The sequence below is a fragment of the Streptomyces sp. NPDC017979 genome (genome assembly GCF_044328175.1).
In the GTDB taxonomy this organism is placed as follows: Bacteria; Actinomycetota; Actinomycetes; order Streptomycetales; family Streptomycetaceae; genus Streptomyces.
This window is the reverse complement of record NZ_JBIRGU010000014.1, coordinates 126,179-142,546: the sequence shown is the minus strand read 5'-3', so window position 1 is coordinate 142,546 and position 16,368 is coordinate 126,179. Positions and strand designations below refer to the sequence as shown.

The 16,368-nt window shown below is 73.4% G+C and carries 15 protein-coding genes; 6 read left to right on the top strand and 9 right to left on the bottom strand.

The annotated features are described in order from the left end of the window. The first annotated feature begins 197 nt into the window (after positions 1-197). Positions 198-974 carry an SDR family oxidoreductase gene (locus ACH4E8_RS29145; protein ID WP_398453733.1) on the top strand — a complete coding sequence of 259 codons (777 nt, stop codon included), beginning with the start codon at positions 198-200 and terminating at the stop codon, positions 972-974. Positions 975-1,014: 40 nt separating this feature from the next. On the opposite strand, the gene ACH4E8_RS29140 is transcribed toward ACH4E8_RS29145, so the two are convergent. Beyond that, on the bottom strand, positions 1,015-2,181 hold the full coding sequence (locus ACH4E8_RS29140) for an ROK family protein (protein WP_398453731.1): 1,167 nt from the start codon (positions 2,179-2,181) through the stop codon (positions 1,015-1,017). A gap of 56 nt (positions 2,182-2,237) precedes the next feature. Between ACH4E8_RS29140 and ACH4E8_RS29135 the strand changes: the two genes are divergently transcribed. Together ACH4E8_RS29135 and ACH4E8_RS29130 are read left to right on the top strand one after the other, a co-directional pair. Next, positions 2,238-3,368: a Gfo/Idh/MocA family oxidoreductase gene (locus tag ACH4E8_RS29135; RefSeq protein WP_398453729.1), complete on the top strand. Its 1,131-nt coding sequence runs from the start codon at positions 2,238-2,240 to the stop codon at positions 3,366-3,368. Continuing rightward, positions 3,365-3,898 carry a heme-degrading domain-containing protein gene (locus tag ACH4E8_RS29130; RefSeq protein ID WP_398453727.1) on the top strand — a complete coding sequence of 178 codons (534 nt, stop codon included), beginning with the start codon at positions 3,365-3,367 and terminating at the stop codon, positions 3,896-3,898. Before ACH4E8_RS29135 ends, ACH4E8_RS29130 begins: the two co-directional genes overlap by 4 nt. 20 nt (positions 3,899-3,918) lie before the next feature. On the opposite strand, the gene ACH4E8_RS29125 is transcribed toward ACH4E8_RS29130, so the two are convergent. Both ACH4E8_RS29125 and ACH4E8_RS29120 read right to left on the bottom strand, forming a co-directional pair. Beyond that, on the bottom strand, positions 3,919-4,779 hold the full coding sequence (locus ACH4E8_RS29125; RefSeq protein WP_398453725.1) for a fumarylacetoacetate hydrolase family protein: 861 nt from the start codon (positions 4,777-4,779) through the stop codon (positions 3,919-3,921). Between the two features lie 223 nt (positions 4,780-5,002). After that, a complete protein-coding gene (locus tag ACH4E8_RS29120) occupies positions 5,003-5,842 on the bottom strand; it encodes a class E sortase (RefSeq protein WP_398453953.1) in 840 nt (279 codons plus the stop codon). A 116-nt stretch (positions 5,843-5,958) separates the two neighbouring features. On the opposite strand from ACH4E8_RS29120, the gene ACH4E8_RS29115 reads away from it, so the two are divergent. Both ACH4E8_RS29115 and ACH4E8_RS29110 read left to right on the top strand, forming a co-directional pair. Further along, entirely contained in the window at positions 5,959-6,993 is a 1,035-nt protein-coding gene (locus tag ACH4E8_RS29115; RefSeq protein WP_398453723.1) for an SEC-C domain-containing protein, read from the top strand. A gap of 168 nt (positions 6,994-7,161) precedes the next feature. Continuing rightward, positions 7,162-7,593, top strand: a complete 432-nt coding sequence (locus ACH4E8_RS29110) for an Ig-like domain-containing protein (protein WP_398453721.1) — start codon at positions 7,162-7,164, stop codon at positions 7,591-7,593. A gap of 359 nt (positions 7,594-7,952) precedes the next feature. Here ACH4E8_RS29110 and ACH4E8_RS29105 read toward each other — a convergent pair whose 3' ends face one another. The 6 genes from ACH4E8_RS29105 to ACH4E8_RS29080 all read right to left on the bottom strand — a co-directional run bounded on the left by ACH4E8_RS29105 (position 7,953) and on the right by ACH4E8_RS29080 (position 13,746). Then, a complete protein-coding gene (locus ACH4E8_RS29105; RefSeq protein ID WP_398453719.1) occupies positions 7,953-8,471 on the bottom strand; it encodes a hypothetical protein in 519 nt (172 codons plus the stop codon). 340 nt (positions 8,472-8,811) lie between these two features. Then, complete coding sequence (locus ACH4E8_RS29100; RefSeq protein ID WP_398453717.1) at positions 8,812-10,170, bottom strand: DUF445 domain-containing protein; 1,359 nt, start codon at positions 10,168-10,170, stop codon at positions 8,812-8,814. Between the two features lie 133 nt (positions 10,171-10,303). Continuing rightward, a complete protein-coding gene (locus ACH4E8_RS29095; RefSeq protein ID WP_398453715.1) occupies positions 10,304-11,011 on the bottom strand; it encodes a DUF1707 domain-containing protein in 708 nt (235 codons plus the stop codon). 91 nt (positions 11,012-11,102) lie between these two features. Continuing rightward, positions 11,103-12,110: an ATP-binding cassette domain-containing protein gene (locus tag ACH4E8_RS29090; RefSeq protein WP_398453713.1), complete on the bottom strand. Its 1,008-nt coding sequence runs from the start codon at positions 12,108-12,110 to the stop codon at positions 11,103-11,105. Between the two features lie 6 nt (positions 12,111-12,116). Next, positions 12,117-12,953, bottom strand: a complete 837-nt coding sequence (locus ACH4E8_RS29085; RefSeq protein ID WP_398453711.1) for an ABC transporter permease — start codon at positions 12,951-12,953, stop codon at positions 12,117-12,119. Next, entirely contained in the window at positions 12,946-13,746 is an 801-nt protein-coding gene (locus tag ACH4E8_RS29080) for an ABC transporter permease (protein ID WP_398453709.1), read from the bottom strand. The genes ACH4E8_RS29085 and ACH4E8_RS29080 overlap by 8 nt, the downstream gene beginning before the upstream one ends. Positions 13,747-13,901: 155 nt before the next feature. Here ACH4E8_RS29080 and ACH4E8_RS29075 point away from each other — a divergent pair, with 155 nt between their 5' ends. Continuing rightward, the gene (locus ACH4E8_RS29075; RefSeq protein WP_398453707.1) at positions 13,902-16,256 is read left to right on the top strand and encodes a transglycosylase domain-containing protein; all 2,355 of its coding nucleotides are present in this window, start codon (positions 13,902-13,904) and stop codon (positions 16,254-16,256) included. Positions 16,257-16,368 lie beyond the last annotated feature (112 nt).

Below are 16,368 nucleotides of genomic sequence, written 5' to 3'. Positions count from 1 at the left end.
CGGACGGAGCCGCCGTCGCTCGGCGGGAGCGTTGGTCCCTGCGGGCGCGTGGACGTTGTTCGCGCGGTTCGTGCCACCGCCGGTGGGCCGCAAGCCCGTCGTCAGTGGACCGCAAGTGCGGGCCCGCAGGCTACGGGTGCCGGTTCGAACCGGACGGGAGGGCATCCGCGCCCCCGACCTCTGACCAGGAGTCGACCATGAGCAAGGCCGCAGACCAGTACGCAGGCAAGAAGGCCGTCGTCACCGGCGGTACCCACGGCATGGGGCTGGCCATCGTCAAGGCGCTGGTCGCCGGGGGCGCCGAAGTCGTGCTCACCGGCCGCAACGAGAAGAAGATCGAGGAGGCGCGCAGCGAACTGCCGGCGGGCTCCGCGTACGTCACGCGCTCGGACGCGGGGAGCATGGCGGACGTGCGCGCCCTCGCCGACACCGTGCAGCGCGAACTCGGCCGCGTCGACTACCTCTTCGTGAACCACGGCATAGCCGAGGTGCAGCCGCTGGAGGAGGTCACCGAGGACTCCTGGGACCGGTCCTTCGCCATCAACGCCAAGGGCGCGTTCTTCACGGTGCAGAGCCTGTCGCCGCTGCTCAACGACGGCGGCGGGATCGTCTTCACCACGGTCGCCAACGACCTGATCTTCCCGGGCCTGAGCGCGTACTCCGGTTCGAAGGAGGCCGTGCGCGCCATCACCCAGGTCCTGGCGGCGGAGCTGCTGCCGCGCCGCATCCGGGTCAACGCGCTCGCGCCCGGCTACATCAAGACGCCGACGATGGGCGTGGCCGGGATGACGGACGAGGAGCGCCGGGCGTTCGAGAAGCAGGGCAACGAGACGACTCCGCTGGGCCGGATGGGCACGGTGGAGGAGGTGGCCGCGGCGGCGCTGTTCCTCGCGGTGGACGCGACGTTCACGACGAACGTCGAGCTCGCGGTCGACGGCGGCTTCGCCCAGGGCCTCACCGGCGCCGTGCACTGACCGACGGCCCGTCCCCGGGGCCGGGCCCCGGGGACCGTCCCTACCCCGTCCGACCGCCGAAGACCGGTGCGAGGACGAGTTCCCCCGCGCCCCTGGCGATCAGGTGCGCGCCGCCCGCCGCGAGGGCGACGGGGATCCGGGCGCGCGCGCCCACTTCGCGTACGAACAGCTCCGGCGCCGCGGCGACCGTGCGTCCGCCCAGCAGCACCCGGTCGATGTCCAGCAGCGCGACGAGGTTGGCCGCGCCGACGCCGAGCACGCGGGCCGCCTCCGCGGCGTCCCCGCGGGCCACCGCCGCCAGGCACAGCGCCTCGATGCAGCCGCGCTGGCCGCAGGCGCAGGTCGGGCCGTCGAGCTGGACGACCTGGTGGCCGAACTCGCCCGCGCCGGTGCGCGCGCCCCGGTGGACCGCGCCGTCCAGCACCAGGCCGGCGCCCAGACCGGTGCCCAGGTGGAGGTAGGCGAAGGATTCGCCGGGCGCGGCCGGCAGGCCGAGCGCCGCGGCGTTGGTGTCCTTGTCGAGGACGGTGGGCATCGTCAGCCGCGCGGCGAAGGCGTCCCTGAGCGCATAGCCGTCCCACTCGGGGAAGCCGGTGATCCGGCCGGTCACTCCGGCCGCGTGGTCGAGCGGGCCGGGCAGCCCGACGCCGACGCCGAGCACCTGACAGCTCCCGCCGCTGCCGCCCTGGCAGGTGCGCCCCGTCGGCAGCCGGGCGGAGAGCGTCTCCGCGAGCAGCGCCTCCACCTCGCCCGCCGCCGTCTCCACCACCGTCTCCGCGCCCGCGCCCAGGTCCAGCGGGGCCGTGCGGGACGCCGTCACCGTGCCGTACAGGTCCAGCAGCACCACCGTGAGCTCGTCCCGGTCCAGGTGCAGTCCGACGGCGTGGCGCGCGTCCGGCACCAGGCGCAGCACGGTCCGCGGCTTGCCGCCGGTGGCGACGCGCCGGCCCGCGTCGACGACCAGGCCGTCCGCCCGCAGCCGCGCGACGATCTTGCTGACGGCCTGCGGCGTGAGCCCGGTCCGCTCGGCGAGGTCGAGCCGGCTGAGGCCGTCCTCCCCCGCGTGGCGCAGCAGGTCCAGCACGAGTGCCGAGTTGTGCCCGCGCAGCACCGGCAGATTGGCGCCCTCCTGCGCACCGCCCCGGCCGCCACCGCCGCCCCTGCCAACGCCCGGTCCCAGGCCGCTGCTCCTCCTCATGGCGCTCATGGGCGTCATTCTGCCGCGCGCTTGCGCTTTGGCAACAGCGTTGTTTAAGTAAAGCCATGAGTGGTTCCCCGACCGACTCCGCGACGGACGCCAGCTCCACGACGGGTGCCGGCACCCCCCTCGCCGTGGGTCTCGTCGGCTACGGCCTCGCGGGCTCCGTCTTCCACGCCCCGCTGATCGCCGCCACCCCCGGGCTCGTCCTCGACACGGTCGTCACGTCCGACGCGACCCGCCAGGACCAGGCGCGCGCCGAGCACCCGGGCGTACGGATCGCCACGGCGCCCGACGAGCTGTGGCGGCGCGCCGACGAGCTGGACCTCGTCGTCATCGCCTCCCCCAACCGCACCCACGTCCCCCTGGCCACCGCCGCGCTGCGGGCCTCGCTCGCGGTCGTCGTGGACAAGCCGGTCGCCGGCACCGCCGCCGAGGCGCGCGACCTCGCCGCCCTCGCGGCCGAACGCGGCCTGCTGTTCTCCGTCTTCCACAACCGCCGCTGGGACAACGACTTCCGCACCGTCGCCCGGCTGGTGGAGAGCGGTGACCTCGGAGTCGTGCAGCGCTTCGAGTCCCGCTTCGAGCGCTGGCGGCCCCGCCCCAAGGGCGGCTGGCGCGAGTCCGGCGACCCGCAGGAGATCGGCGGCCTGCTGTACGACCTCGGCAGCCACGTCGTCGACCAGGCGCTGGTGCTCTTCGGCCCGGTCGTCCGGGTGTACGCGGAGTCCGACGTGCGCCGCGCCGGCGCCGAGGCCGACGACGACACCTTCTTCGCCCTCACCCACGCGAACGGCGTCCGCTCCCACCTCTGGGTCAGCTCCACCGCCGCCGAGCTGGGCCCCCGCTTCCGGGTGCTGGGCTCGCGCGCCGGCTTCGTGAAGTACGGCCTGGACCCCCAGGAGGCCGAGCTGCGCGCGGGCCGGCGGCCGGTGCCGGGCGAGCCGTGGGGCGAGGAGGACGAGGCCCTGTGGGGCCGGATCGGCGCCGGCGAATCCCCGACGACCGGCGGCGGCAGGCCCGTACCGACGCTGCCGGGGGACTACCCCGCGTACTACGACCTCGTCGCCCGCGCGCTGCGCACGGGCACCCCGCCGCCGGTCACCGGCGAGCAGGCGGCGGCGACCCTGGCCATCCTGGAAGCGGCACGTCGTTCCGCCCGCGAGGGCACCACCGTGGAGGTGTCGACCGCATGACCCACGCAGCACCGACCGCAGCGGACGCCGCGGCCGAAGCCGCCGCCGCCCCGCCGACCGTCGACGAACTGACCGCGCAGGAGCAACGGCTCACGCTCCCCCGCTTCACCCACACCGACGCCTGGGCGCTCGGCAATCTGCTGGTGGAGATGGCGCGGCTGCGGGACGCGCCCGTCGCGATCGACATCCGACGCGGACGGCAGCAGCTCTTCCACGTCGCGCTGCCGGGCTCCAGCGCGGACAACGACGCGTGGATCGACCGCAAGCGGCGGGTGGTGGAGCGGTACGGCGAGAGCTCGCTCCTCGTCGGCACCCGGCACCGCGAGCGCGGCACCACCTTCGAGCAGTCCGCCCGACTGGCCCCGGACCGCTACGCCGCGCACGGCGGCTCGTTCCCGATCGCGGTGGAGGGCGCCGGGGTGATCGGGGCGGTGACGGTCTCGGGGCTGCCGCAGTTGGCCGACCACGCGCTGGTGGTGGAGGCGCTGGAACGGTTCGTGTCGACGGCGCACTCGGCGTCCGGCGTCTAGGGCGCGTCTTGCCCGACGGGCTACGCGTCCTGGAGGGTCTGGCGCTGCCGGCCCAGGCCCGTCACTTCCAACTCGACCACGTCGCCCGCCTTCAAGTACTGGCGGTCGGGGCTGCCGAGGGCCACCCCCGCCGGCGTCCCCGTGTTGATCACGTCGCCCGGGTAGAGGGTCATGAAGCGGCTCACGTAGCGGACGACGTCGGCGACGGGGAAGATCTGGTCCGCGGTCGTGCCGTCCTGCTTGAGGTCGCCGTTCACCCACAGCCGCAGCGCCAGCGCCTGCGGGTCAGGCACCTCGTCCGCCGTCACCAGCCAGGGCCCGAGCGGGTTGAAGGTCTCGCAGTTCTTGCCCTTGTCCACGGTGCCGCCGCGCTCCAACTGGTACTCGCGCTCGGAGACGTCGTGCGCGACGGCGTATCCGGCGACGTACGACAGCGGGTCCTCGTCGTCGCCGACGTAGCGCGCGGTGCGGCCGATGACGACCGCGAGTTCGACCTCCCAGTCGGTGCGGCGGCTGCCCCGCGGCACGAGCACGGTGTCGTTCGGACCGACGACCGTGTCCGCGGCCTTCAGGAAGACCAGCGGCTCGACCGGCGGCGCCGCGCCGATCTCCGCGGCGTGGCCGTGGTAGTTCAGCCCGATGCACACGACCTTCCCGACCCGGGCCAGCGGCGGCCCGACGCGCACGTCCCCGGGCACGTCCAACAGCGGCAGCACCCCGGCGCCGGCGGCGGCGCGGATCCGGTCGAGCGCGAAGGCGTCGGCGAGGAGGTCGCCGTCGACGTCGTCGACGAGTCCCGTGAGGTCGCGCAGTGTCGCGCCGTCCTGATCGAGCAACGCCGGCCGCTCGTTGCCCGGCTCGCCGACACGCAACAGCTTCATCTGGTCTCTCCCCTGGTTCGGCCCGATTCCGCGTGCGCCCGGACGGTGTTCGGCGATCTCGCGATCTCGGCAATCTCGGCGATCATCGCAGGATCGAGGTCCACCCGATCCTCCAAGCCCCCTGAGCACCCGGCAAGACCGCGTTCACCCACTGGGACGCGCTACGGCGCGGCAGCCCCGCGATGCATCGGCGACGTCGGCGTCTAACGGCCCGCCCACCCGCCTACCGGCTCTCCACCCCGCGCAGCTTCCCCCACACGATCAACCGGTACTTCGAGCTGAACTCGGGCGTGCAGGTCGTCAACGTCACGTAGCGACCCGGCTCCGCGTAGCCGGCTCCCGGCCGCACCAGGGACCGCGGAACCGGGGCGATCACGCCCACGTCCCACGGCGTGGTCTGGGGAAGCGTCTTGTCCACCGCGTAGACGTACACCGCGTCCCGGGTCTCGACGCGGATGTCGTCACCGGGCCGCAGCCGGTTCACGTAGCGGAACGGCTCGCCGTGCGTGTTGCGGTGGCCGGCGAGCGCGAGGTTCCCCGGTTGCCCGGGGCGCGCGCTGCCGGGGTACTGGCCGACGTACCCCTTGTCCAGCACGCCCCGCTTCGCGACGCCCTCGGCGACGGGCACGGTCACCCCGAGGCGGGGAATGCGGAGCACGGCGTACGCACGGTCCCAACGGGGCGTACGCCCAGCGCCCGCCCGCGCGTCACCGCCGCCGTCCCGGCCGTCATCGTCGCCGTCACCGCGCGACACCCCGGACGCACCCGACGCACCGGGCACGCCGGAAGTGTCAGACGTGTCGGAAACCTCAGGCGCTTCGGAAGCACCAGGTGCGTCCGGCGCCTCCCACTCCCGCTCCAGCGCCGCCACGGCCCGCTCCGCACCCGCCCTGGCCTGCCGGTTCGTCCACCACAGCTGGTGGACCACGAGCAGCAGGACCACGACGCCGAGGGTCACCGCGACCTCCGCGCCGACCCACAGCGCCCCGGCCACCCGCGCACGCCCCCGCCGCCCGCGCCCCTGAACGACGACGGGCAACCGTTCGCGCCGCTCCGGCCGCATCCGCACGCGCGCACCATAGGCCGCCGCCCCGCAACCCACCAGAGCCGTGCGCACCGCGACGCACCCGCCGGAGGCGGGGGCCGGGCCGTTGGCCGTACGGCAGTACGGTGTCCACCATGCGCCCCGACACGCCTGCCGACCACGTCGCCGAAGCCGAACGTCTGCTGCGCACCGCGACGCAGTACCCGGAGGACCACGAACCCCTGCTGCTGCGGGCCGCGGCCCACCTCGAACTGGCCGGCGACCGCGAATACGCCTCCACCCTCTACGACCGGCTGCTCGCCGCCGGCACCGACCGCCCCCTGCTCGTCAAGGCGCTGCAAGCCGCCAACCTGTGGGAGTACGGCCACGAAGCCGAGGCCCGCGCCCTGATCGCCGGCATCCGCAGCGCCGCCCCCGTCGACCCGGCCCCCTGGGAGGTGATCGCCGAGACGCTGGAGTCCCACGACGAACTGGAGGCGTCGCACGACTGCTTCACCACGGCGCTCTCCGTGCTGCTGACGCCGGGGGACGACGAGGTCACGTACGAGACCCAGGCCCTGCTGATCGGCCGCCACCGGGTCCGCCGGCTGCTGGGCCTGCCGCACGACGCCCGGGACACCCTCGCCGACAAGGTGCACGCCGCCCACGCGGAGATCTCGCTGGACGAGTTGCACGACCCGAACCGGCTGTGGGCCCTCGGCTCCGACAACCCCGCCGAACTGCGCGCCGAGATCGCCCGGCTCCGCTCCGAGCTGGGCTCCTACCGTTCGGCGCTGTCGCGGCCCTTCCCGGTCGCGGTGCTGCACTGGCCGAAGGGGGAGTTCGACGAGTTGCTGGCCGCGTATCCGCAGCTCGCCGTCGAGTACCCCTCGCACGTCGAGCACCTCGCCGCGATCGAGGGCGCGTTGCGCGACCTGGCGGCCACCGGGACGGCCAACCTCGGCGTCGTCACGGCGACGGTCCCTTCGTACGAGGCGTTCGCCGCCTCCGAGCAGTCCTCCCCGGCCTCCACCGAACTCCTCCCCCAGTACGCCACCACCCTCGCGGCCCGCGGGCGGGCCCTGCCGTGGCCGCCGGCGAAGGGCGCGGCGTGCTGGTGCGGCTCGGGCGCGACCTACCGGGATTGCCACGGCGGGCCGACCGCAACCGCCCCTCCCACCCGGGGCTGACGCGCCGGCACATCACGACTCGGCATCATCTGGGGCCCCGGCGCCCCGCGCCGCCGTCCGGAACGCCATGATCAGCCCACTCAGATCGGTTCTGTCGGCCTTGGGGGGCACATGTCTCCGATATATGCGCGTGGGCGCATCGCGCTAACCACTGCCGGAGTCGTCGTCGTGTTGGGAACGGCCGTCGGCTGCGGATCGGAAACGAAGGACAAGGAAGGGGCCAGCCCGGGCAGCTCCGGCGTGGTCGCCCAGACCTCCGAGGCGGCGGGCTCCGGTCAGGGGAGCTTGCTGCTGCGCAACGACGAGGTCAGCGCGACCACCGCCAAGGCGTCGGTGGTGAAGGTGTTGGACAACGACGCCGCCGCCCTCGCGGACGGGACCGGCACGGACCTGAACGCGGCGTTCGCCAAGGGGAAGGTGGAGCTCACCGTGGAGAGCGGGCCCGGCAGCGGGTCGGCCGAGGTGAAGGACGGCGCGATCGTCTACACCTCGCACGCCGACTACGAGGGCGAAGACCTGATCAACTACCGGGTGCGGTTCAAGGGCGAGAAGGACGACATGAGCGCCAGCGCCGCGCTGCGCATCACGGTCACCCCGTAGCTCCACGGCCGCCCGGGACGGTAGTCGCCCCGGGCGGGGCCGGGCCTTGGGTTCGCCCCCGCCCCGCCCGGGGCTCGGGGGTGCCGCACTCCCGGTGACCGCGCTGCGGGGGATGTGGTGATCGGCCACCGGGAGCGGGCGCCCGCGGCATTCGGCGGGACAGTTCCGAACGCCGCAGCCAAGAGATGTCCCGGACCTCGTCGGAATGCCATCGAAATCACGGCCGGATTCCGACCGGAACGCGACCGGAATGCCGGGAGAACGGGCGGCACGTTCCTCGCCCGTGCTCGGCTCGAATCAGATCCGCGCGAACTCGACCCGGCTCGCTCCGGCTCGTTTCCGTTCGGCCACGAAGCGCGTCACTCGGCCTTCTTGACCAGCTTTCCGTCCGCTGCGATCGCGAACCACTCGCCGTCCAGGCCCTGGCCGTTCACGTCCCCCGCGGCCGTGTCCCCGACGTAGTAGTACAGCGGCCAGTCCCCGTACACCGCCTGCTCCGCACCTTCCTCCAGCTTCGCCTCCGTCAGCAGGGCCGCCTGGACGCCCGGGCCGGCGGCGATGTCGCGGGCGGAGGTCAGGGCCGGCCAGACGGCGACGCAGTCGGCGTCGCAACTGCTCGCACCCGGCTTGTCCTTGGTGAATCCGTAGAGCGTACGGCCCTTCTCGTCGACGAGGATCCGCCCCAGCGACGAGTCGGCGACCTGGACGATCGAGGCACCCGCGGGCTTCGCCGACGCACCCACGCCCATCGCTCCCGCGCCCTTCCCCCCGTCGGAGGACGGCGCCCCGTCGGATCCCCCGCACGCGGTCAGGGTCAGCAGGGCGAGCGCGGCCGCGCCGGCGGCCGTCGCAAAGGTGGCAGACCGTGTGCTGCGCATGGTGGGTCCCCAGGCTCGATGGGTGTGTGGGTCTGCCCGGTAATACGGCCCCTACTGACCAACGGTTCAATCGGTCGTGACGATTCTTCCGCTGGACCGCCCGCCGCTCCGATGCGTTCCATCCCACGACCGACCATCGGGGCCGGTGCCCCGCGGGAGGGGCCAGAACGATGCGGAAGCGATTTCCCGCCGTGCCGGCCAGCGCCGTGGTGCTCGGCGTCCCGGGCGTGGCCCCCGCGTTCACCAACGGCGACGAGCACAGCGGGGTCGCTCCGACGCCCGTCCACCCGGCCCCTTCACAACGGAGGCCGGGCGGACGCGCTTCTGGGTCGACCCGCGGTCAGCCGCCGAAGGCGTGCACCACGGTGTAGATCACCAGACCGGCGAGGGCGCCGACCACGGTGCCGTTGATCCGGATGAACTGGAGGTCCCGCCCGATGTGCGCCTCGATCTTCCGGGAGGTGTGCTCCGCGTCCCAGCTCGCGACCGTGTCCGAGATCAGCGAGGTGATCTCACCGCGGTAGGTCGTCACCACGTAGACCGCGGCGCTCTCGATCCAGCCGTCCAGCTTCGACTGGAGCCGCTCGTCCGTCGACAGCCGCGCGCCGAGGGAGAGCAAGGAGGCACGGGCCCGCAGCCGCAGCTCGCTGCGGTCGTCGTCCGCCGCCGAGATGATCATGGCCCGTACGGAGGACCAGGCCGAGGCGATCACGTCCTGCACCTCCTCGCGGGCGAGCAGGTCGGACTTCATGCGCTCGACCCGCGCGCGGGTGTCCGTGTCCGACTGGAGGTCGGCGGCGAAGTCCGCGAGGAAGCGGTCGATGGCGCCGCGCGCGGGGTGGTCCGGCACGTCGCGCACCTCGGTGACGAAGCGCAGCAGCTCCCGGTAGACCCGCTCGCCGATCTTGCGGTCCACGAACCTGGGGGTCCACCCCGGCGCCCCGCCCTCGATGGCGTCCATCACCGAGTCCGAGTGCTCCTCCAGCCACTCCTGGGCGCGGGCGCAGACCAGGTCGACGGCGCGGTGGTGGGCCCCGTCGGCGACGACCTTCTCCAGGGTCTTGCCGACGCCGGGGGCGATCTCCACCGCATTGGCCCGGCGGGTGATGGCCTCGCCGACGACGGCCTGCACATCGGCGTCCCGCAGCACCGTGAGGGCACCGCGCAGGGCGGTGGACAGCTCGGCGGTCACCCGGTCGACGTGGGCGGGCTCCGCCAGCCAGGCCCCGAGCCGGGCGCCGATGCCGAGGGAGCGCAGCCGGGTGCGGACCACGTCCTCGGAGAGGAAGTTCTCCCCGACGAAGGAGCCCAGCGAGGCGCCGAGCTGGTCCTTCTTGTTCGGAATGATCGCGGTGTGCGGGATGGGGACGCCGAGGGGGTGCCGGAAGAGGGCGGTGACGGCGAACCAGTCGGCGAGGGCGCCGACCATGCCGGCCTCCGCCGCCGCGGCCACGTACCCCGCCCAGGGGCCGGCGCCTTCGTTCTTCGCCCAGGTCGCGAGGGCGAAGACGAGCGCGACGAAGAGCAGCAGCCCGGTCGCGAACCGCTTCATGCGGCGCACGCCGCGCTGCTTCTCGGCGTCCGCCTCCGTGTACGCGAAGGAGGGCAGCCCCGTCCGCGTCCTGCCCGGCCCGGCGGCGGGCGCGGCCACCCCCGCCCGGGGCGTGCCTTCCGGGTGATCCCGGTCCGTGCTGTTCATCCTGCTCCACCCGTCCGCGCGCAGCCCGTACGCATTGTCCCTATCTCAGGGACTCCCGGGACGCATCCGGAGTTCCCGTACGACCCCCCGTCCACCTGGCGAGTTCTCGCCAGCGGGGCCGGGGCGCCGGAGATCAGCCCAGTTCCCGCGGGTCGTCGCCCTTGTGCAGCCGGCCGTGTCGCCTGGCCTGCTCGCGCTCCGCCTTCAGCCGCTGGCGCTCGGCCTTGGTGCGCTTGCGGCGCACGTCGACCCCGCCCATCAGGGCGAAGCCGGTGACGCGCACCCGGGGCGCGGCCGGGTCCGGCAGGGCCTCGTCGCTGCCGGACTCGTCGAAGCCGCCCATGAAGCCGAAGCCGTTGACCTCCACGTTCAGCTCCGGCGGCACGATCACGTCGATGCCGCCCATCACGGCGAAGCAGCGGATGACGACCTCGCGGTCCTCGAAGTGCGCCTCCCTGAGGTCCAGCTCGCCGCCGCCCATGACCGTGTACGCGTTGAAGGAGCGGGGCACCGTCCAGCGGCCGCGGCGGGAGAAGCCGCCCCACACGGCGACGGCGAACTTCGAGGTGGCGAGGCCCCCGATGCGGTCGGCCCAGCGCACCGGGCGGTCCGCCGAGGTCGCGGCCGGGGCCGCGGACGGGGACTCGATCGTGGTGCCCGGCGCGGGCAGATCGCTGACCAGCGGCTCCAGCTCGCCGTGGGTGCGCGCCCGGTAGGTGGCGTCGAGGCGGTCGTTGAACTCATCCATCGTGAGCCGGCCCTCCGCCACCGCTTCGCGGAGCCGCTCGGCGATCCGTTCCCGCTCGGAGTCGGAGGCTCTCATCTCAGGGAGTTCACTCATACGGGGAAGGATAGTCAGCGCCCCCGATCATGCTCCGTGCCGATCATGTTCGGTGCCGGCCGTACTCCGTGCCGGTCGTGCTCCGCGTCCGTCACGCTCCGGGCCGGTCCGCGTACATCCGGGCGATGACCGCCTCGATGTCGGGCTCCCGCACCGACAGGTCGACCACCGGGTACTGCTCCGCGACCGCGGCCACCAGCGGCGCCGCCGACTGCCCGGCGGGGAAGGCCAGCCACTGCCGCGGCCCCTCCACCTTCACCGTGCGCGCCAGGTCGAGCACGAGCGGCGGCAGTTCGCGGTCCAGGTCGACGACGAGGGTGCGCTCGCTCGCCCCCACCTCGTGGAGCCCGGCGAGCGCCCCGTCGTACATCAGCCGCCCGTGGTCGATGACCATCACCCGTCGGCAGAGCTGTTCGATGTCGGTGAGGTCGTGCGTGGTCAGCAGGACCGTGGTGCCGCGCTCGGCGTTCAGGTCCCGCAGGAACTCCCGCACCTTCGCCTTGGAGACCACGTCGAGGCCGATCGTCGGCTCGTCGAGGTACAGCACCTCCGGGTCGTGCAGCAGCGCCGCCGCGATGTCGCCGCGCATCCGCTGCCCCAGCGAGAGCTGGCGCACCGGCACGTCCAGCAGCTCCCCCAGCTCCAACAGGTCCACGCAGCGGTCCAGGTTCTCCCGGTAGCGCCGGTCGGGGATCCGGTACATGCGGTGCATCAGCCGGTACGAGTCCGCCAGCGGCAGGTCCCACCACAGGGTGGTGCGCTGCCCGAAGACCACGCCGATGCGTCGCGCCAGCCGGGTCCGGTCCCGGGACGGGTCCACCCCGGCGACCCGCAGCCGGCCGCCGCTGGGCGTGAGGATGCCGGTGAGCATCTTGATGGTGGTGGACTTGCCGGCGCCGTTCGGGCCGATGTAGCCGACCATCTCGCCGCGCCGCACCCGGAAGCTGAGCCCGTCGACGGCGCGCACCTGCCGCTTCTCCCGGCGCAGCAGCCCGACCCGCCGGTGGACGTCGAAGACCTTCTCGACGCCGTCCACCTCGATCACGTCGGGCGCCTCGACGCGTTCCGACGCCTCCGGCGCCGCGGTGTCAGTGGTCACGGTCGGTCAGCTCCCTGTGCTGCGGTACGTACGGAGGCCCGCCCGCCACGCCGCGCCGGCCAGCGCGCAGCACCCGGCGGCGACCACGGGCGGTGCGAAGGCGAGCCACTGCGGCACGTCGAGCGGGTAGGGCCGGCCCAGCACGTACAGCCCGGGCAGCCAGTTCACGAAGGCGAGCGGCACGACGAAGGTCACCCCGCGCACCAGGTCTCGGGCGAAGACCGTCGGCGGGTACTGGAGCAGGGTGTTGCCGCCGTAGGTGAAGGCGTGCTGCACCTGGGCCGCGTCCTGGGCGACGAACTGGAAGGCGGCGCCGGCCACGAAGACGCAGCCGAAGACGACCGCGCCGCTCAGCAGCATCATCGGCACCATGAGCACCTTCACCGGCGTCCAGTCGACGTCGACGGCGAAGAGGCCGTAGCCGAGGACGAGCCCGCCCTGGGTGATCCGGCCGAGCCGGCGCAGCGCGAAGCGGTCGGCGGCGATCTGCGCCAGCACGGGCGCGGGCCGCACCAGCAGGGTGTCCAGCGTGCCGTCCCGCACCCGCCGCCCCACCCGCTCCACGGAGCCGAGCAGCAGGTCGCTGATGCCGAAGGCGGTGGAGGCGATCCCGTACAGGAAGGCGATCTCGCCGAGTTCGTAGCCGCCGAGCACGTCGACGTGGGAGAACATCAGCACGATGGTGAGGAAGTCGAAGCCGGTGACGGCGAGGCTCGCCAGCAGCGTCAGCGCGAACGACGCCCGGTAGGCCATGGTGGAGCGGATCCACATGGCGGTGATCAGCCCGTAGGAGCGCGCCCCCTCCCGCAGCGCGCCGCGGTACGGCACGGTCGGCTCAGCCACCCTGCACCACCACCCGGCGCACCGCGGCCGACTGGAGCAGCCGCCCGGCGACCAGCAGCACCGCGGCCCAGCCGAGCTGGAACGCGTACGCCGTCAGCACTCCGCTGCCGGTGCGCTCGCCGAGCAGGACGTCGGCCGGGATCTGGAGCAGGGACGACCAGGGCAGCGCCAGGGCGATCTCGCCGAGGGCGCCGGGAAAGACGTTCAGCGGCAGCAGCATCCCGGAGAAGAACAGGCCCGTCAGCATGGCGATCTGCAAGATGCCCGAGCCGTCCAGCAGCCAGAACGCCAGCAGGGCGAAGACGTAGCGGACGGCGAAGCCGACGACGAGCCCGAAGAACACGGCGAGCAGGAAGGCGAGCCAGGTCAGCGGGGACGCGGGCAGCGCGAGGTCGAAGACGAGCGCACCGCAGGCGAGCGGGACGACGCCGCGGCCCAGCAGTTGGAAGCAGGCGCGGCCGAGGTCGGCGGCGAACCACCACAGTTGGAGGTCGGCGGGGCGGTAGAGGTCGATCGCGACGTCGCCGGTGCGGATGCGTTCGACCAGTTCGTCCTCGAAGCCGCCGCCCATCAGCGCGCCGGCCGCCAGCAGCGCCTGCCCGAGCCAGACGTAGGTGAGGGCCTGGGCGACGTCGTACCCGCCGAGCTGGGGCCGCTCGTCCCACAGGGCGATGTAGGTGTAGGCCAGGATGAAGCCGAAGACGGTGTTGGTGAAGACGCCCGCCGCGGTCGCCACCCGGTACGTCGCGTACCGGCGGAACCACCCGACTGCGACGACTCCGTACAGGCGCACGTCCGTTTCCCCTCCCCTGCACGTCTCGTTGTTCCCTGGAAGCGCCAAAGCGCAGGAGTTTAGTACGAAGGCCCGTGCCCGCGCGATCGGTTTGTTCGGCGCCGTGACGCGCGAGGGTCCAGGGGATGTCTGACCGAAAAGTGCAGTATGTACCTATGAGCGAGCAGCCGCCGCAGGGGTGGACCCCCCGGGACGAGACCGCGGTCGCTCCGGCGGCCACTGCCCCCGCCGGCGGCCCGAGCCGCCGCCGCGGCCCCGGCCGGCGGCCCGGGCGGACGGGGTGGCGCCGGCTGGTGCCCACCTGGCGCACGGTGCTGGGCGGGGTGCTGATCGCGGCGGGGCTGGTCGTCGGCGGCTTCGTCGCCGGCTACGCACTGGTGCACATCCCGCCCGCGAACGCCATGGCCACCGCGCAGTCCAACGTCTACCTGTACGCGGACGGCAGCCAACTCGCCCGGGACGGCGAGGTCAACCGGGAGAGCGTGCCGCTGTCCCAGGTCCCGATGAGCGTCCAGCGGGCCGTGCTCGCCGCCGAGGACCGCAACTTCTACACGGACCGCGCCGTCGACCCCAAGGCGATGGTCCGGGGCGCCTGGAACACCCTGACCGGCAAGGGCAAGCAGTCCGGCTCGACGATCACCCAGCAGTACGTGAAGAACTACTACCTGGGCCAGGAGCAGACGATCTCGCGGAAGTGGAAGGAGTTCTTCATCGCGATCAAGCTGGGCCGCGAGCAGAGCAAGAGCGAGATCCTCCAGGGCTATCTGAACACCAGCTACTTCGGGCGCAACGCGTACGGGGTGCAGGCCGCGGCCCAGGCGTACTACGGCACCGACGCCGCCGACCTCACCACCGCCCAGGGCGCCTACCTGGCGTCGCTGCTGAACGCCCCCAGCGCCTTCGACGTCACCACCCACCCGGAGAACCGGTCCGCCGCGCTGGCGCGCTGGGAGTACACGCTCGACGGCATGGTGAAGAAGGGCTGGCTGAGCGCGGCCGAGCGGGCGTCGACGGCCTTCCCCGCCCCGCAGAGCGCGAAGCCCGCCACCGGCCTCTCCGGGCAGCGGGGCTACGTGGTGCAGGCGGTCGAGGAGCACCTGACCAGCCACGGAATCGTGGACGAGAAGACCCTCGCGGCCGGCGGCTTCCGGATCACCACCACCCTCCAGCGGGCGAAGCAGGACGCGTTCGTCGAAGCCGTGGACGACCAGGTGCTCTCCCGGCTCTCCCCCGACCGGCGCAAGGCCGACCGCAACGTCCGCGTCGGCGGCGCGGCCATCGACCCGGCGACGGGCACGGTGGTCGCGATGTACGGCGGGGTCGACTACACCCGGCAGTACGTCAACAACGCCACCCGCCGCGACTACCAGGTGGGCTCCACCTTCAAGCCGTTCGTCCTCGCCACCGCCGTCGACACCGGCGCCCGCACCCAGGACGGCCGACCCATCACCCCGAACACCGTCTACGACGGCACGAACGAGCGCACCGTCCAGGGCTGGAGCGGCCCGCGGTACGCCCCGGAGAACGAGGACGGCAAGTCGTACGGCCCGATCACCGTGCAGACCGCCACCGACAAGTCGGTGAACGCGGTGTACGCGCAGTTGGCGATGGACGTCGGCCCGGCGGACGTCAAGCGCACCGCGATCGCGCTGGGCCTGCCGGCGGGCACCCCCGACCTGTCCTCGTCGCCGTCCATCGCACTGGGCGCGGCGACCGCGAGCGTGCTGGACGTGACGCAGGCGTACGCCACCCTCGCCAACCACGGGCGGCACGGCACGTACACCATCGTCGCGGAGGTCACCCGCGGCGGCGTCAACGTGAAGCTTCCGACCACGGACGTCGAACAGGTCGTCAGCCGGGCCGCGGCGGACACCACGACGGCGGTGCTCCAGGGCGTCGTGCAGGGCGGCACGGGCACGGCGGCGCAGTCGGCGGGCCGCCCGGCGGCCGGCAAGACGGGCACCGCGGAGGAGGACAAGGCGGCGTGGTTCGCCGGCTACACCCCCCAACTGGCGACCGTGGTCGCGGTGATGGGCCAGGACCCGGAGTCGGGCGTGCAGAAGCCGCTGTACGGGGCGATGGGGCTGCCGCGGGTCAGCGGCGGCGGGGCGCCGGCGCGGATCTGGGGGCAGTTCACCGGGGAGGCGCTGGGCGGGACGGAGATCCTGGGGTTCGACCTGGAGGGCTCGGGGCCGGGTTCGAGCACGGGGGACGAGGAGTCGCCGTCGGCGTCGTCGACGGCGTCGGACGCGGGGACGCCGTCGAGCGCGCCGCCGCCCGCGGACGAGTCCGCCGGCGCGACCTCCGCCCCGGCCGGCTCGGCCGACCCGGTGCTCCCCGTGCCGTCGGTGGACCTGCCGACGGATGCGCCGCTGGGCGACCTGGGCACGGTGCAGTTGCCGGGCCCGCCGGACGGGGTCCGCAGGGACGACGGCGGGGGCGGGCCGGGGGCGACGGACGGAGGCACGGGCCTCCTGCCGAGTGCCCGTGCCTCACAAGGTGCGCCCTAGGTGTATTGCCCCGGGAGGTCGTGTCTTCAAAGTCCCGTCTGCCCGTCGTGCCCTGGTACGCACGCTTGCTGCGTTGTCGTCGGTCGCCAACGCTCCGCATTGGCTTCCTGCT

What these genes read in the sequence shown, in the direction of transcription:
- ACH4E8_RS29145 (WP_398453733.1), top strand. Translation starts at nt 198, where the DNA reads ATGAGCAAGGCCGCAGACCAGTACGCAGGCAAGAAGGCCGTCGTCACC.
- ACH4E8_RS29140 (WP_398453731.1), bottom strand. Translation starts at nt 2,181, where the DNA reads ATGAGCGCCATGAGGAGGAGCAGCGGCCTGGGACCGGGCGTTGGCAGG.
- ACH4E8_RS29135 (WP_398453729.1), top strand. Translation starts at nt 2,238, where the DNA reads ATGAGTGGTTCCCCGACCGACTCCGCGACGGACGCCAGCTCCACGACG.
- ACH4E8_RS29130 (WP_398453727.1), top strand. Translation starts at nt 3,365, where the DNA reads ATGACCCACGCAGCACCGACCGCAGCGGACGCCGCGGCCGAAGCCGCC.
- ACH4E8_RS29125 (WP_398453725.1), bottom strand. Translation starts at nt 4,779, where the DNA reads ATGAAGCTGTTGCGTGTCGGCGAGCCGGGCAACGAGCGGCCGGCGTTG.
- ACH4E8_RS29120 (WP_398453953.1), bottom strand. Translation starts at nt 5,842, where the DNA reads ATGCGGCCGGAGCGGCGCGAACGGTTGCCCGTCGTCGTTCAGGGGCGC.
- ACH4E8_RS29115 (WP_398453723.1), top strand. Translation starts at nt 5,959, where the DNA reads ATGCGCCCCGACACGCCTGCCGACCACGTCGCCGAAGCCGAACGTCTG.
- ACH4E8_RS29105 (WP_398453719.1), bottom strand. Translation starts at nt 8,471, where the DNA reads ATGCGCAGCACACGGTCTGCCACCTTTGCGACGGCCGCCGGCGCGGCC.
- ACH4E8_RS29100 (WP_398453717.1), bottom strand. Translation starts at nt 10,170, where the DNA reads ATGAACAGCACGGACCGGGATCACCCGGAAGGCACGCCCCGGGCGGGG.
- ACH4E8_RS29095 (WP_398453715.1), bottom strand. Translation starts at nt 11,011, where the DNA reads ATGAGTGAACTCCCTGAGATGAGAGCCTCCGACTCCGAGCGGGAACGG.
- ACH4E8_RS29075 (WP_398453707.1), top strand. Translation starts at nt 13,902, where the DNA reads ATGAGCGAGCAGCCGCCGCAGGGGTGGACCCCCCGGGACGAGACCGCG.